The following is a 14849-nucleotide window of genomic DNA, read 5'->3' as shown; positions in this document are numbered from 1 at the left end:
GTTACATCCCTGAAGTTAATGAAATGAAGAGCGGCAGGGTAATGATACTCAGAACGGAAGTGATCAGTAAGGTCGCTTCGGCATCCGGCGACTGGACACCAAAACGGTTACCAAACACCACGCCAAAGAAACCAGCGGCCAGCGCAATCATCAGGATAGAAGTGATGGCCAGAGAACCATGCAGCCCCAGAGCCAGCACGATACCCCAGGCGATAAACGGCTGGATCAGCAGCTTGGTGATACTGGCAACGATTACCGCGCTGTTAATTTTCAGCTGGCGGGCAGACAGGATCAATCCGGTCAGGAACAGGGCAGCCGCGGTCGCCGCCAGACCCAGCGGTTTGATGGTCGACAGCAGCATCTCAGGCATATGGATACCCAGAGCCGACAATACCACGCCAAGCAATGGACCCCAGACGATAGGTTTCGTCACCGAGCGCCACATCAGCACCGGCAACATCGCCACGCTGGATTTCTGTTCGCCACCCGCAGCTCGCGCTTTCTCACGCTCCAGGATCAGCAGACAGAATGGCGTCATTAACACCGAGCCACAGGCAATCGACACCGCAACGGAGAGCGAAGTGCCCGGTCCTTCTCCCAGTACGCTGCCCAGGATCGGCAGTCCCAGCGCCGCATAGTTAGGCAGCGACACGGTAAGAGTCAGCACTGCCGCATCCTGCGGGGACTTTTTGAAGACGTTGGTACAGATAAAGTAAATGCCCGCATAGGCAATCCACATTGACAACACCAGTACCAGGATCAGCGGCGTCTGTTCAACAATACCGACCCATGGCGTCTGGACGGTGGCGGAAAACAGCGCCGCCGGTAAAGCAAAATCCATCACAAAAATATTCAGCAAAGAGACGTTTTGGTTATCTACCATTTTCGCTTTCCCGGCGTAGAAACCGAGCAGCATAATCACGAAAATCGGGGCAAGAGCATGAACTATCACGTAAGTCATAAATACCACCTGTAAAAGTTAAAGGACAATTAGCACAGGCGCGATGGTTATATTTTTATTAAGGCTGGTGTTGAAGAGCACGCCGGAGCGTGCTCAATAAGTCGCCTGCAGGTCTGTCTTTTTTTATCGAAACGGTGTTACCAGGCTGCGCGCATTTTCTCGCGAACCAGTGCAGAGCTTTTTCTGTTCTCCCCCTGCAGACGATTTTTCAGGGAGGGATCGCGGCGGGCAGTGCTGACGGCTTTCACCAGCGTCTGCTGCACGGTGGACAGGTCTTCTGCCGAGGGCGCATCGGGATCGGCGACATTCAGCAGATCTTCCAGCAGGCCCAGCGAACGGTAGTTATCGATGTCGTAAGCCATAGGCGGAATAGTTTTTGCCAGCTGTTCCAGCGACTCAACGCTGCGCAGGGTGATACGGGCCGCAGCCTCTTTACCCATCGCGTGGATCATTACGCCTTTGTCGTTAAAGGCGATCAGCCGGTTCGCCTGATAGCCATGGGCCAGAAACGCTCCGGACATCGCTTTACCGACGATCAACCCGATCACCGGATGACCGGCCAGGCGGGCATTGGCATAAGCCCCTGCCGCACCGGCCAGCGCCTGATGAATGCCAAAGGCTTCTTCCCGGCGACCGTAGGCCTGGCTCGGCACATCAATAACCGCCACGATCGCCCGCTTTTGACTCTTACCGGCGTCTTCAGCGATGGTTTCATTCACCACTTTGGCCAGCGTCCAGCCCTCCAGCAGGCCCACTTCCCCTTTTGCCGCGCGAGGGTAATGGTTGTGGGCATCCGGTACCACGGCGATAAACCGCGCGCTTTCACCACCCAGTTCCGCATCCGCGACCTGCACCGAAGGACACAGGCCCGGCAAACGGCTGGCGTTATTGGTAAGCAGGCTCAGCCATTGCTCACCACGACTGATGCTCTGGCTCATGAGCGATCCTCCGGATAAATCTGTGAGATTTGCTGCGCATCAGCCTGTTTTTCTGTGTTGAACTGGCTCAGGCGCGGCAGGAAATAGTCGTACCGGTCGGAACGATGCGCTTCAGGTACGCCTTTGGCGATCGCGTCATTCATCGCCTGTTTCACCGCTTTGACACCGTCCGGCACCAGCGTATCGACCAGCCCACTGCGATAACGGGTTTCGCCACCGGTCATGCTCCAGATAAATGGCCGGTCGCGGGAGTCATACTCTTCAATGCCCGCTTCCTGCTCGATAACCTGGGGGCCATTGAGGCCCAGACGCGCTTCACGGGTGACGATCAGATAGCTGCACAGCGCAGCCGCAATCGACATGCCACCGAAGCAACCGACGGTACCGGCGATAATGCCGATCACAGGCGTATAACGGCGCAGGTCGACAATCGCCGCATGAATATCGGCAATCGCTGCCAGGCCGAGGTTAGCTTCCTGCAGACGCACGCCGCCGGTCTCCAGGCAAAGAACCGCCTGAGTCGGAATGCCGTTGCGGTTATCTTCTGCCGCCAGCTCCAGTGCCGCCGCCATTTTCGCGCCGGATACTTCGCCCATACTGCCGCCCTGGAACGAGCCTTCAATCGCTACCACTACTGCGGGCTGGCCATTGATGGTGCCTTTGGCGACGACCATACCGTCATCGGACTGCGGCACAATGCCCTGCGCACCCAGCCACGGCGACATGATGCCTTCGAAGGGATCGAGCAGTTCACGGTAGCTGCCCTCATCCAGCAGCAGATGAGCACGCTCACGGGCTTTAAGCTCGATAAAACTGCTGTCGTTACGCATTGTCAGCCTCCTCAAATACCTGCTCAATGCGGATACGCGCCACGCCAGGCGTCGCGCCAAAATCGTGGATGGTCATCTGACCCGCAGGCAGGCCGGAGAAGGCACTCAGGCGATCAAACAGGGCCTGCCAGCGTTTGTTGCTGTTATCCACTGAAGTAGTGAGATTCACGGTCAGCTGCTGGCCGGAACCGGCCACAAACAGCACCTCCATATCACCTGAGCCGACTACGCCCGCCAGCGCTTTACCGCTGAGCTGGCGCGTGGCCGGAAGGGAAAAAGTAATCTGTTCCATAACGTCCTCTTAAAATGTGAGACGACTTGAGCGGTCTAAAAACAGCGTGGCGGCCAGCAGATCGGCAGCGCCACCGGGAGAGGCATTCAGCGAGAGCATGCGGGCATCCAGCGCAGCCAGTGCCTGGCGACCTTCCGCATGCTGTACACCGCCGCCAACCAGCACGGCCCGTGCACCGTTTTGCATGACAGTCAGCCCTTCAAGCCCGGCGCGGGACAGCACGCAGGTATCGCTCAGCGAAGTCATGATTGCCATCAGCGCATCCAACTGAGCTTCCGTATCGCCCGCTCCGGCTTCCCGGCTGCGGCACAGTTGCGGCAGTGCCAGTTGAATGATGTGCGGAAATCCCTGCTGCGCCTCTTCGCGTGCGCCGGGAACCCGGTAACGCTGCGTGGCCCGCAGGCCTTTACTGAATGATTTAGGCGCGGCATCGTCCGGCAGGTTTGCCAGCCGGGCTGCGGTCTGCGCAACCTGCTGAGCATCGCCTTCACCGACCAGCATGGCACTGGCGCTGACCAGCAACCCCATCGCCCAGATAGCCCCGCGATGGGTATTCACCCCACCCGTTGCCTGCATCATCTGCTGCTCGCCTTCCCGCCCCAGCCGCCCAACCTGCTGGCGAAGCGCCACGTCGGCCGGGCGATTCCAGCTGTTCAGCGCCAGTGCGTGAAAAGTGGGAGTCAGGCTGCGAGCCGACCGTTCCATCAGCGCCAGCGTCAAATCCTGATGCGCCCCGCTTCCCCTGGCATCCACCAGACCCGGTTTCGGGCTGAGCCGCGCCTCATCGATCAGACAGCGCGTGGCAAGATCTGCCAGCTTATGTGCCCTGAGTTCAATGCTGCTCAGTGAGAGTTGCGGTTGTCTGGTCATTACCAGCTCCGGAATTTAGCCGGTGGGTTGTACAGGCCGCCTGACCATTCAACCAGATCAGCCACGCTGCCCGCTGCCAGCAGAGAGCGGTTGGCTTCGGTGCGACGGATACCCAGATCTTCCGGGAAGGCCACTTTGCCCTCGCGGCGCAGTTCAGCCACGCGCTTCGCATCCACGCCCAGTCCGATATCGGTGATCCCGGCGACTGCCGCCACCATCGCCCGGCGCTCTTCCAGAGTTTTAGCGCGGTAGAGATAGGCAATGCCCTCTTCGGTCAGCACGTGGGTCACGTCATCGCCGTAAATCATGACCGGGGCCAGAGGCATGCCTGAGGCTTTCGCCACGTCCACGGCTTCAAGGTTTTCGACGAAGGTTGGTTTCGCGCCGCCCTGGAAGGTCTCCACCATCTGCACCACCAGCTTGCGGCCACGGGCCAGGGGATCCGGCTCGTTGATCATTGCCAGCCACGCCGGGGTGGCATGACGACGACCGTGCGGATCGTGTCCCATATTTGGCGCGCCGCCGAAGCCGGAAAGACGGCCACGGGTTACGGTGGAGGAGTTCGCCAGGCCATCGACCTGCAGGGTGGAACCGATAAACATATCCACCGCATACTGCCCGGCCATCTGACAGAAGGCGCGGTTCGAACGCATTGAGCCGTCGGCACCGGTGAAGAACACGTCCGGACGGGCAGCAACATAGTTTTCCATGCCCAGCTCACCGCCGAAGCAGTGCACGCTTTCCACCCAGCCGCTTTCAATGGCGGGGATCAGGGTTGGGTGCGGGTTAAGGGTCCAGTGTTTACAGATTTTGCCTTTCAGGCCCAGCTGTTCGCCGTAGGTTGGCAGCAGCAGCTCAATGGCGGCAGTGTTGAAGCCGATACCGTGATTCAGCGACTGGACCTGGTGTTCAGCGTAGATCCCTTTGATCGCCAGCATCGCCATCAGGATATGTTCCTGTTTGATCAGGCGGGGATCGCGGGTAAACAGCGGTTCGATAAAGAACGGTTTATCGGCCACCACCACGAAATCAATCCACGAACCGGGAATATCGACGCGCGGCAGATCGTTTTCGTCATCAACCAGTTCATTGACCTGAGCAATGACGATACCGTCATGGAATGAGGCGGCCTCGACCAGCGCCGGGGTGTCTTCGGTACTGGCACCGGTGTAGAGATTGCCCTTGCGATCAGCTTTGAAACCGGCAATCAGTGCCACGTTCGGCGCCAGGTCAACATACAGACGGGAGTAGAGTTCGATGTAAGTATGTATCGCGCCGATTTCTAATCGGCCATCCTCAAGCAGCTGAGAGATACGCAGGCTCTGCGGCCCGGAGAAGGAGAAGTCCAGCTTGCGGGCGATACCCTTTTCAAAAATATCCAGGTGTTCGCTGCGCCCGACGCTGGGCATGATCATATGCAAATCGTGAACGATTTCCGGATTAACTTCCGCCAGCGAGCGCGAAAGAAAATCGGCCTGCTTCTGGTTGTTCCCTTCCATCACCACCCGATCGCCAGGAGCAATCAGCTTCTCCAGCATGCCAACCAGATCGTCGGTTGGCAGCACTTTCCCATTAATGCCGAGAGCATCAATGCGGCGCCTTTTTTCACTCCTGCGAGTGTCCCAGACGCGGGCGGACGTTTGTTGTCCAGGCAACATTTTCACCTCCTGTAAACCTATCATGAGATAGCGTTATGTTCTGAGATGAAGTCTGTACCCGGATCGGTGATCGATCAATTAATCACCCTGATAAAATATTAGCCTGAGAGTAATAGTCCGATAAATATGTTTTTAAACAATAAATTAGAAACTTAAAATTGCGATTCCGCTGGCAATACTGAGTCTTCTGGCACTAATGGAGTCTGGTGAACGGCGATATAACGCCCAAAACGACTGGCCTTAAGTTGCAGCAGATCGACCACCACTAACCCGTCGATGCAGTTGTTGAAATCAGGATCGCTGCCGAAGTCGATAAATTGCACGCCACCGGGTTCGCACAGTTCTGAATACTGCTTGTAAAGAGGGGGAATGCCGGTACCGAGATTGTTAAGCATTCGCTTCAGTCGTCGCAGATCTTCCTGATAATCATCACCGGAAAACTGAGCCAGTACATCAGGCAATGAAGCCGGATAAGGTCGTCTGGAAGTGGCCAGAGGCAGGGCCGGAGAGAAATAGAGTCGATAAAAGGCCACCAGCAGGTCGCGGGCCGCCAACGGCAGGCCACCGGAGATTGAAACCGGACCAAACAGGTAGCGGTATTGTGGATACTTCGCCAGATAAGCACCGATGCCCAGCCAGAGATAATCCAGGCCGCGTTTACCCCAATATGCCGGCTGGATAAAGCTGCGCCCCAGTTCAATACCCTGCTCCAGCACCGGGTACATCTGGTGGTCGTAGTGGAACAGGCTGTGGCTGTAGATGCCGTCCAGACCTTTCTTCTCCAGCTGTTCGGCGGTGGGCAGGAAACGATAAGCGCCGACGATATCCAGCGCCTCTTCATCCCAAAGGATCAGGTGATAATAGTCGTCATCGTAATCATCCAGATCGCGACGTCTGCCGCTGCCCTCACCCACGGCGCGGAAGGCAATTTCACGCAGACGCCCCAATTCGCGCAGGATCGGCACATAGTCTTCACCATTGCGACGCCAGAGGTAGATTATTTTACCATCAGCGGTCTGTCCCAGCACCTCACAACCAGCCAGTGCTTTTTTCAGTACCGCACGATCTTCCACCCGGGCAATAGCGGGTTCGGTCTGAAACAATGCTGATTTGCCGTGCGCCATGCGATAGAGATGACGGCGAAAGCGTGCGGCAAGCTCTTTGGCCGGAGTATGGCCATCGTGCCAGCTGGAGTAAGGAATGCGTGCGCCTATTTTTAGTTTCAATCGCGCACCGCGATTTTTGAACATTTCGCGCACCAGCAACAGCATCGACAGCGGCCGGTAAACGAAGGAGGTCAGATAAAACAGCGCGCTGTTGCTGCCACCGACGTGGATAGGCACAACCGGAGCACGGCAGCGGGCAGCAAGGCGGACAAAACCATGACTCCACTTGCCGTCCTTCACGCCTTTGCTGCCAAAACGGGAAACTTCACCCGCCGGGAAGAAGATCAATACGCCCTGATTTTCCAGCTGTTCCTGCATCGCCGCCAGCTGCAGGCGATTGGTGCGGTTACCCATATTATCGACGGGAACCATCAGGCTGGAGAGAGACTCCAGACAATTCAGCAGACGATTGGTGATAATTTTTACGTCGCGACGCACCTGTGAAACCGCATGCAACAGCGCCAGACCGTCCAGCGTGCCGAGAGGATGGTTTGCCACGATCACCACCGGCCCCTGACTGGGGATCTGTTCCAGGTCACGTTCGCTCAGCTCACAGCGAATATCGAGATACTCCAGCACCTGCTCCACCATATCCAGCCCTTTCAGGTGTCGGTGACGCTGGTTAAATAGCTGGAACTCTTTTTCGCGGAGCAGAACTCTCAGAATGGATTTTTGCCAGGAAGGCGTATGTCGTTGCGGGCAGAGGTCGTCTAAAACTGTTTCAATAGTAAACACAGGCTTCTCTCCGGGTGTTTTATCGCGACAGTAAAGAGCCTGAATGAAGATTTCATGGCAAACACGTTACGGAATGAAGATTGTTACAGCGAATATGACAGCTTAATCGGACACTGATGCCTCAACATCCGGTGCCCGATTAAGGCAGAGCAGACTTCAGACTCTGGAGAAAAGCTGCCCCGGGCAGGCCAGAAATTGAACCCTTTCCTCCACTTTGTTAGCGGCTTTTGAAGCGCGAATGCGCAGGGCCAGGTTCCACTGCTCCAGCTCCCGCGCATTTTGAGTCAGCGGATTATCCGCCGACATCCGCCCACTGTTAACCAGCCACTCCGCCACTTCGGCCCAGCTCCACAACGGTGATTGCCCTTTGATACGCTGCACTGGATTGGGAAAATCACCTTTGCCGCGCGTGCCTTCTTTTAACAGGGCTATCGCCTGGCGGGACATTTCCGTCAGTTCCGCAATATCGCTCAACCCTACCAGAACCGAATCCACTGACTCTACTCTGGCACCAATCCCGGCACCTTCAATGTTGCGGATTGCGCTGGCAACAGCGTCAGTCAGACTGGCCGCTTCCCGGTCGAAGTCCAGATAAACGGCGGTGCCATAAAGACAGACCAACGCATCATTACAACCTGCGTTGTACAGTGAATCTTCCAGTCCCTGTGTTTCCGACGTTACACCTGACAGCACCAGGGTAAAATTCCAGAGCGCCATATGAATCTCCTTCTCTTGTTTGTTCGCTCAAACCAAAAGACAGCGACACAACTCCTGTCCGCAATAACCGTCAGCCTTCTTCCTGCCTGAAAGGCGAACACTGCCTGACTTTTCTGACGATCTGTTTCGCATGATTTTCGGGATTCGCTGGCGTCGACCAGATGCTCATCATGTGCTCCCGGTGCCCGGCAATTCCACAACGAAGTTTGGCGAAACAATGCGCGGATCTCCCCGCATCGATCAGCACCCAGCCATGTTATCTGACAAATTCAATGGCCGCCTGAATCTGCTTGTCTGTATGTTGCTTAGTCATCAGCTCCCTGCCATTTGTGTACACTAACCGCACAGTTGACATTCATCAACACATTAATCCGAACGTTGACTGCTGACCCGTTCAGTCCCTTCCGTTGCCTTATCAGCACCGGCGTTCAGGGTACAAAGTAACAGGCATTGAGGATTTTCCAGTCTGGAATGCAGCCCCAAAAGGGGGTTTAATTTTTCTTTTGCGTATCGTCATCAGAAAGAACACGCAACAGTGTCAGAAGTGAATTGGCATTCACGACTCAGATCACGATTCAGTATTTTTATCCCGCCTCAGGCCCCTTTTGCGGCGATTTCAGCGTATGTTTCGTCTTTTCGGCAAGCGTGATCCGGGCAATGTACGAAATGAATCTGATTTTGCTGCTGTTACAGCAGATGTGCGTGTTTCTGGTCATCGCCTGGCTGATGAGCAAAACCCGCCTGTTTATTCCACTGATGCAGGTGACGGTGCGCCTGCCGCATAAGTTGCTTTGCTATATCACCTTCTCCTTTTTTTGCATTATGGGGACTTATTTCGGGCTCCATATTGAGGACTCCATCGCCAATACTCGCGCCATCGGAGCCGTTATCGGTGGGCTGCTGGGCGGCCCGGTAGTCGGCGGGCTGGTGGGACTGACGGGCGGATTGCACCGCTACTCCCTCGGCGGAATGACGGCTCTCAGCTGCATGATCTCCACTATTACCGAAGGGCTGCTGGGAGGGCTGATGCACAGCTTGCTGTTCAGAATGGGACGCAGCGATAAAGTGTTCAGCCCTTTGACCGCGGGCTTTATCACCTTTGTGGCCGAACTGGTGCAAATGGCCATTATTTTGTTGATCGCCCGCCCCTTTCAGGATGCCCTGCATCTGGTTCAGAGCATCGCTGCGCCGATGATGGTCACCAATTCGCTGGGTGCCGCTATGTTTATGCGCATCCTGCTGGATAAGCGTGCGATGTTTGAAAAGTATACTTCGGCTTTTTCTGCGGTCGCGCTGAAGGTAGCTGCGTCTACTGAGGGGATCCTGCGACAGGGGTTTAACGAAGAGAACAGCCTGAAAGTGGCACAGGTACTCTACTCCGAGCTGAAAACCGGGGCCGTTGCCATCACCGACCGGGAAAAATTACTGGCCTTTACCGGCACCGGCGATGACCACCATCTGCCCGGTAAACTGATTTCTTCAGCCTATACCCTTCGCGCGATTGAAACCGGCGAGGTGGTTTACGCTGATGGAAACGAAGTCCCTTACAGCTGTTCGATCCATCCGGGCTGCAAGCTGGGTTCCACGCTGGTGATCCCGCTGCGCGGTGAAAATCAGCGTGTAATTGGCACGATCAAACTGTACGAAGCCAAAAACCGCCTGTTCAGCTCCATCAATCGCACGCTGGGCGAAGGGATCGCCCAACTGCTGTCAGCCCAGATCCTGGCCGGTAAATATGAGCAACAAAAAGCGCTGCTGACTCAGTCCGAGATCAAGCTACTGCATGCTCAGGTCAATCCTCACTTCCTGTTCAATGCGCTGAATACGCTGCTGGCGGTGATCCGCCGCGATCAGCAGCAGGCCGGGCTGCTGGTACAGGATCTGTCGACCTTCTTCCGTAAAAACCTTAAGCGGCCGTCGGAGGTGGTGACGCTGGCCGATGAAATTGAGCATGTGAATGCTTATTTGCAGATTGAAAAAGCGCGCTTTCAGACACAGCTGACCGTGCGGCTTCAGATCCCTCCCGGACTGGCACATCACCGGCTTCCCGCCTTCAGCCTGCAGCCACTGGTTGAAAATGCAATCAAGCACGGGACTTCACAACTGCTCGGCAAAGGTGAAATTTTCATTCAGGCAAGGCAGGAGGAGGGGCATCTGGTGCTGACTATTGAAGATAATGCGGGTCTGTATCCGCCGCAAACTAACAGCAACGGATTAGGGATGAGTTTAGTGGATAAACGTTTACGGGCGCAGTTTGGCGACAGCTACGGCATCAGTATCCGCTGTGAGGAGGATCGGTTCACCCGTATCAGCCTGCGCCTGCCACTGGAGGAGTCATGCTGAAAGTACTGATTGTGGATGACGAACCGCTGGCGCGGGAAAATCTGCGGATCCTGCTGCAGGTTGAAAGCGATATTACCGTGGTGGGCGAGTGCGGCAACGCTGTGGAAGCCATTGGTGCAGTGCACCGTCTGGAGCCGGACGTCCTGTTTGTGGATATCCAGATGCCGCGCATCAACGGGCTGGAGATGGTGGGCATGCTGGATGACGATCATCGCCCTTATATTGTATTTCTGACCGCTTTTGATGAGTACGCGGTGCAGGCGTTTGAAGAGCATGCTTTTGACTATTTGCTGAAGCCACTGACCGCTGAAAGGCTGGCGAAAACCCTCTCCCGCCTGCGCCAGCAACAGATCCCCCAGAACATGACAGCATTACAGGAAAGCCAGCCACTGCAATTTATACCCTGCAGCGGACACAGCCGCATTTATCTGTTGCAGATGGAGGAAGTGGCTTTCGTCAGCAGTCGCCTGAGCGGTATTTATGTCACCAATAATCAGGGTAAAGAGGGGCTGACGGAATTAACGCTTCGCACGCTGGAAAGCCGGACCTCCCTGCTGCGCTGCCATCGCCAGTATCTGGTTAATATGGCGCAGTTGCAGGAGATCCGTCTGGAAGATAACGGCCAGGCGGAGCTGCTGTTACGCAGTGGCCTGACCGTACCGGTCAGCCGCCGTTATCTTAAGCCGCTGAAAAAAAGTCTGGGGCTTTAACACCCCAGACAGAAAAGCTGTCATACCGGTTATTCATGTCGCAGCGCGGCAAAAGCCTGGCGGATTTCAGCTTCCGGAAGCTGGATACCGATAAACACCAGTTGGCTTTTTTGCGTCTCTTCTGGCTGCCATTCGCGATCCCAGTCGGCGCTGTAAAGGCGCTGCACGCCCTGAAATAACAGGCGCTTAGGCTCGCCAGCGATCCATAACATCCCTTTGTAGCGCAGGAGCTTATCGGCAAAACTCAGCAGCAGCCCCTCCATCACGTCAGAGACTTCTCCCAGCACCAGCGGATAATCAAACTCCACCACAATTGAAGATATCTGGTTTTGCTGCTGCGGGATGAAATGGAAACTCCGACTGCCCGACACCACCTCTTCTTCCAGCATGAACCCACGGGTGTTGAACAACAGTGCCGGGTCGATCTCACCGTTAATCACCGGGTGAACTGGCGCACGAGCATTAATGCGCTGCAACCGCCCTGTCAGCTCACAGCTGTCCGGGGCAACATCCGTTTTGGTCAGTAGCAGACGGTCAGCATAGCCAACCTGTGACTGGGCAATGGGGAATTTATCGAGCTGCTGCTGAGCATGCACGGCATCAACGAGGGTAATGACCCCGTCCAGCAGGTAGCGTTGACAGATTGTTTCATGGGTGAAAAATGCCTGGATTACCGGCCCGGGATCGGCCATGCCGGTGCACTCAATGATCAGACGATCAAAGCTGACCTCACCTTTATCCAGCTCGTCGAGCAGATCCAGCAGCGTCTCTTCCAGCTCACCGGAGCGGGTGCAGCAGATACAGCCGTTGCTCAGCGTTCTGAGCTGCGTCGCCCGATCGCCGACCAGCTGATCGTCCAGCGGGACTTCGCCAAATTCATTCTCAATCACCGCTATCTGGTAGCCATGCTGTTCATCAAGAATATGGCGCAACAGCGTGGTTTTCCCTGCCCCTAAAAATCCGGTTAATACCGTAACGAAAATTTGAGCCACGTTTTCCCCCTCCCTTTAAGCTATTACTTCAGCAACAGCGCATGCCGCCTTTGCCGTCACCGCCGTATCGGGCCTGCTGACGTTCACGGAAAAATTCGTTGTAAGTCATTACCGGCTGGTCCGGATGGTTGGTCTGCATATGCTGAACGTAAGTGTCGTAATCCGGAATGCCGATCAGCATTCTGGCCGCCTGACCCAGATATTTGGTGGCTTCGCCTAAATTTCCGAACATAAAAGTTCCTGACGTTAACGCCCCACCGAAGTGGGGCTGGCATTATTATCAGTGGCCGGAGGAGATTTTCACCCCCTCCTCCGGGATGGCAACGTACGGCGTCTCTTTGTCCGTTCGCTGAGTGGAACGGGCGGACTTCATCGCGGCGCGAATACCGTAGAAAATGATACTGTACACCACCACGAGGAAGAGAATGCTCAGGCCTGCGTTAGTGTAGTTATTGATCACGATATGATTCATGTTCGCTACCTGCTGAGCGGTCAAATCCGCGCCACCGGCGGCGACACGGGCTTTGTATTCCCGCGCCATGTAGAAGAAACCTTCCATCTCTGGCCTGCTGCTGAACAGCTTCATGCCCAGCGCCCAGGTGGTGCAAATCAGCAGCCAGCTGGCTGGCAGCACGGTGACCCAGATATAGCGGGTACGCTTCATTTTAATCAGGATCACCGTCACCAGCACCAGCGCTACAGCCGCCAGCATCTGGTTCGAAATCCCGAACAGCGGCCACAGGCTTTTCACCCCACCCAGCGGGTCGACCACGCCCTGATACAGCAGATAGCCCCATAGCCCCACACAGCCAGCGGTACCGATTACCCCCGCCACCAGCGAGTCAGTCTTCTTCAGGAACGGGATAAAGTTCCCCAGCAAATCCTGTAACATAAAGCGCCCGGAACGGGTGCCCGCATCCAGCGCGGTCAGGATAAACAGCGCTTCAAACAGGATGCCAAAGTGGTACCAGAAGCCCATATCCGCCACCGGTACGATCCTGTGGAACACCATCGCAATCCCCACCGCCAGCGTTGGCGCACCGCCGGCACGGTTCATCACTGAAGGTTCACCAATGTCTTTGGCAGTCTGCATGATTTGCTCAGGAGAAATGACAAAACCCCATGAACTGACGGTGGCCGCCGCCTGAGCCGTAACGTCATGCAGCTGCGCCATAATCGCCGGTGCATTCGCTCCCCCCAGTTCGTGCAGGTTAGGCATAGTGATGCCCAACCCGGCTGGCGGAGTGTTCATGGCAAAGTAGAGACCCGGTTCAATAATTGAGGCCGCAACCAGCGCCATCACCGCCACAAAAGATTCCATCAGCATCGCGCCATAACCGATAAACCGCGCTTCGGTTTCAAAGGCCAGCAGTTTTGGCGTGGTCCCGGAGGCGATCAGGGCATGGAAGCCAGAGACCGCACCACAGGCAATAGTGATAAACAGGAACGGGAACAGCGCTCCCTTCCACAATGGCCCGGTGCCATCAATGTACTGGGTCAGCGCGGGCATTTTCAGGTCAGGGTTGAGGATAATAATGCCCAGCGCAAGCCCGATAATCACCCCGATTTTCAGGAAGGTAGCCAGGTAGTCACGCGGTGCCAGAATCAGCCAGACCGGCAGCAGTGCCGAGACAAACGCATAACCAATCAGCGTAAAGGTGATGGTGGTGTCTTTAAATGTCAGAGCTGGGCCCCAGTAAGGATCGTGGGCAATCACGCCGCCAAACCAGATGGAAGCGACCAGCAACAAAATGCCGATAACGGAGATTTCACCGACCCGCCCTGGCCGGAGGAAACGCATATACACCCCCATAAAGAGCGCGATGGGCACGGTCGAACAAACGGTAAACACGCCCCAGGGACTTTCGGCCAGCGCTTTCACCACAATCAATGCAAGCACGGCCAGGATAATAATCATAATGATGAAGCAGCCAAACAGGGCAATCGTTCCCGGCACCGGCCCCATCTCTTCTTTTACCATCTCGCCCAGCGACGCACCGTTACGGCGGGAAGAGATAAACAACACCATAAAGTCCTGCACCGCCCCGGCCAGTACAACCCCCGCCAGCAGCCACAGCACGCCAGGCAGGTAACCCATTTGCGCCGCCAGCACCGGCCCCACCAGCGGACCCGCTCCGGCAATCGCCGCGAAATGGTGACCAAACAGCACAAATTTATTGGTGGGAACGTAGTTCAGCCCGTCATTGTTAATCACGGCTGGCGTGGCGCGCGTGGGGTCCAGCTTCATCACTTTTTGCGCGATGTAGAGGCTGTAATAGCGGTAGGCCACCAGATAGACAGAAACAGATGCCACCACAACCCACAATGCACTGACGTGTTCCCCGCGGCGCAGGGCGACAGTGGCCAGACAGAAGGCTCCAAGGATGCCGATGATCGCCCAGGGCAGATGCCGGAGCAGTTTTTTATTGTTCATAATTTGCAATGCCTGATGTCAGAGAAGAGACAAAACGACGAGCCCTGCCTGGTCAGCGTTAAAACACGGTTATACAGCGGTAAGCGGCTGAACCAGACCGTCTCTATGTTGGCTAACTTTAGAACCCCGCAGGAGAAAAAATAGCTGAGCGGTTGTTTTGCCGGGCTGAGCGGTGCCCTACCGTGATCAGCGGTTTTTCATCG

General features: G+C 55.9%; 13 protein-coding genes and 1 pseudogene. 2 read left to right on the top strand and 12 right to left on the bottom strand.

Annotation, left to right across the window (positions count from 1 at the left end; all coding sequences use genetic code 11):
- Position 1: 1 nt before the first annotated feature.
- The 9 genes and pseudogenes from GSQ70_RS22320 to GSQ70_RS26120 form a co-directional block, all read right to left on the bottom strand.
- Complete coding sequence (locus GSQ70_RS22320) at positions 2–961, bottom strand: AEC family transporter (protein ID WP_158784560.1); 960 nt, start codon at positions 959–961, stop codon at positions 2–4.
- 137 nt (positions 962–1098) lie between these two features.
- Entirely contained in the window at positions 1099–1899 is an 801-nt protein-coding gene (mdcE, locus tag GSQ70_RS22315; RefSeq protein WP_158784559.1) for a biotin-independent malonate decarboxylase subunit gamma, read from the bottom strand.
- Positions 1896–2729 (bottom strand): biotin-independent malonate decarboxylase subunit beta, encoded by an 834-nt coding sequence (locus GSQ70_RS22310; protein WP_158784558.1) that lies wholly within the window; start codon positions 2727–2729, stop codon positions 1896–1898. The genes mdcE and GSQ70_RS22310 overlap by 4 nt, the downstream gene beginning before the upstream one ends.
- Complete coding sequence (gene mdcC, locus GSQ70_RS22305) at positions 2722–3021, bottom strand: malonate decarboxylase acyl carrier protein (protein WP_158784557.1); 300 nt, start codon at positions 3019–3021, stop codon at positions 2722–2724. The genes GSQ70_RS22310 and mdcC overlap by 8 nt, the downstream gene beginning before the upstream one ends.
- A 9-nt stretch (positions 3022–3030) precedes the next feature.
- Positions 3031–3891 carry a triphosphoribosyl-dephospho-CoA synthase gene (locus GSQ70_RS22300; RefSeq protein ID WP_158784556.1) on the bottom strand — a complete coding sequence of 287 codons (861 nt, stop codon included), beginning with the start codon at positions 3889–3891 and terminating at the stop codon, positions 3031–3033.
- Positions 3891–5549 carry a malonate decarboxylase subunit alpha gene (gene mdcA, locus GSQ70_RS22295; RefSeq protein WP_158784555.1) on the bottom strand — a complete coding sequence of 553 codons (1659 nt, stop codon included), beginning with the start codon at positions 5547–5549 and terminating at the stop codon, positions 3891–3893. Before mdcA ends, GSQ70_RS22300 begins: the two co-directional genes overlap by 1 nt.
- A gap of 152 nt (positions 5550–5701) precedes the next feature.
- Positions 5702–7450 carry a lysophospholipid acyltransferase family protein gene (locus tag GSQ70_RS22290; protein WP_158784554.1) on the bottom strand — a complete coding sequence of 583 codons (1749 nt, stop codon included), beginning with the start codon at positions 7448–7450 and terminating at the stop codon, positions 5702–5704.
- A 156-nt stretch (positions 7451–7606) separates the two neighbouring features.
- Positions 7607–8167, bottom strand: coding sequence for an AlpA family transcriptional regulator (locus GSQ70_RS22285; RefSeq protein ID WP_158784553.1), 561 nt, complete (start codon positions 8165–8167; stop codon positions 7607–7609).
- A gap of 70 nt (positions 8168–8237) precedes the next feature.
- Positions 8238–8480, bottom strand: a pseudogene (locus tag GSQ70_RS26120) (hypothetical protein).
- Positions 8481–8824: 344 nt separating this feature from the next.
- On the opposite strand from GSQ70_RS26120, the gene GSQ70_RS22280 reads away from it, so the two are divergent.
- Both GSQ70_RS22280 and btsR read left to right on the top strand, forming a co-directional pair.
- Entirely contained in the window at positions 8825–10510 is a 1686-nt protein-coding gene (locus tag GSQ70_RS22280) for a sensor histidine kinase (protein ID WP_158784552.1), read from the top strand.
- On the top strand, positions 10504–11220 hold the full coding sequence (gene btsR / locus GSQ70_RS22275) for a two-component system response regulator BtsR (RefSeq protein ID WP_158784551.1): 717 nt from the start codon (positions 10504–10506) through the stop codon (positions 11218–11220). The genes GSQ70_RS22280 and btsR overlap by 7 nt, the downstream gene beginning before the upstream one ends.
- Positions 11221–11249: 29 nt before the next feature.
- On the opposite strand, the gene yjiA is transcribed toward btsR, so the two are convergent.
- Genes yjiA through GSQ70_RS22260 form a run of 3 tightly spaced genes read right to left on the bottom strand, consistent with a single transcriptional unit; the run spans position 11250 to position 14646 of the window.
- Complete coding sequence (gene yjiA / locus GSQ70_RS22270; RefSeq protein ID WP_158784550.1) at positions 11250–12212, bottom strand: GTPase; 963 nt, start codon at positions 12210–12212, stop codon at positions 11250–11252.
- Positions 12213–12240: 28 nt separating this feature from the next.
- On the bottom strand, positions 12241–12444 hold the full coding sequence (locus tag GSQ70_RS22265; RefSeq protein ID WP_158784549.1) for a YbdD/YjiX family protein: 204 nt from the start codon (positions 12442–12444) through the stop codon (positions 12241–12243).
- 48 nt (positions 12445–12492) lie between these two features.
- Positions 12493–14646 carry a carbon starvation CstA family protein gene (locus GSQ70_RS22260; protein WP_158784548.1) on the bottom strand — a complete coding sequence of 718 codons (2154 nt, stop codon included), beginning with the start codon at positions 14644–14646 and terminating at the stop codon, positions 12493–12495.
- Positions 14647–14849: the final 203 nt, after the last annotated feature.

Source organism: Pantoea sp. BAV 3049 (genome assembly GCF_009765445.1).
In the GTDB taxonomy this organism is placed as follows: Bacteria; Pseudomonadota; Gammaproteobacteria; order Enterobacterales; family Enterobacteriaceae; genus Erwinia.
This window is presented reverse-complemented; position numbering and strand designations above follow the sequence as displayed.

Bases quoted from the DNA above. Each gene is read 5' to 3' on its own strand.
- GSQ70_RS22310 (WP_158784558.1), bottom strand. From the start codon at position 2,729: ATGCGTAACGACAGCAGTTTTATCGAGCTTAAAGCCCGTGAGCGTGCT.
- GSQ70_RS22320 (WP_158784560.1), bottom strand. From the start codon at position 961: ATGACTTACGTGATAGTTCATGCTCTTGCCCCGATTTTCGTGATTATG.
- GSQ70_RS22300 (WP_158784556.1), bottom strand. From the start codon at position 3,891: ATGACCAGACAACCGCAACTCTCACTGAGCAGCATTGAACTCAGGGCA.
- btsR (WP_158784551.1), top strand. From the start codon at position 10,504: ATGCTGAAAGTACTGATTGTGGATGACGAACCGCTGGCGCGGGAAAAT.
- GSQ70_RS22285 (WP_158784553.1), bottom strand. From the start codon at position 8,167: ATGGCGCTCTGGAATTTTACCCTGGTGCTGTCAGGTGTAACGTCGGAA.
- mdcA (WP_158784555.1), bottom strand. From the start codon at position 5,549: ATGTTGCCTGGACAACAAACGTCCGCCCGCGTCTGGGACACTCGCAGG.
- GSQ70_RS22280 (WP_158784552.1), top strand. From the start codon at position 8,825: ATGTACGAAATGAATCTGATTTTGCTGCTGTTACAGCAGATGTGCGTG.
- mdcE (WP_158784559.1), bottom strand. From the start codon at position 1,899: ATGAGCCAGAGCATCAGTCGTGGTGAGCAATGGCTGAGCCTGCTTACC.
- GSQ70_RS22265 (WP_158784549.1), bottom strand. From the start codon at position 12,444: ATGTTCGGAAATTTAGGCGAAGCCACCAAATATCTGGGTCAGGCGGCC.
- GSQ70_RS22260 (WP_158784548.1), bottom strand. From the start codon at position 14,646: ATGAACAATAAAAAACTGCTCCGGCATCTGCCCTGGGCGATCATCGGC.
- mdcC (WP_158784557.1), bottom strand. From the start codon at position 3,021: ATGGAACAGATTACTTTTTCCCTTCCGGCCACGCGCCAGCTCAGCGGT.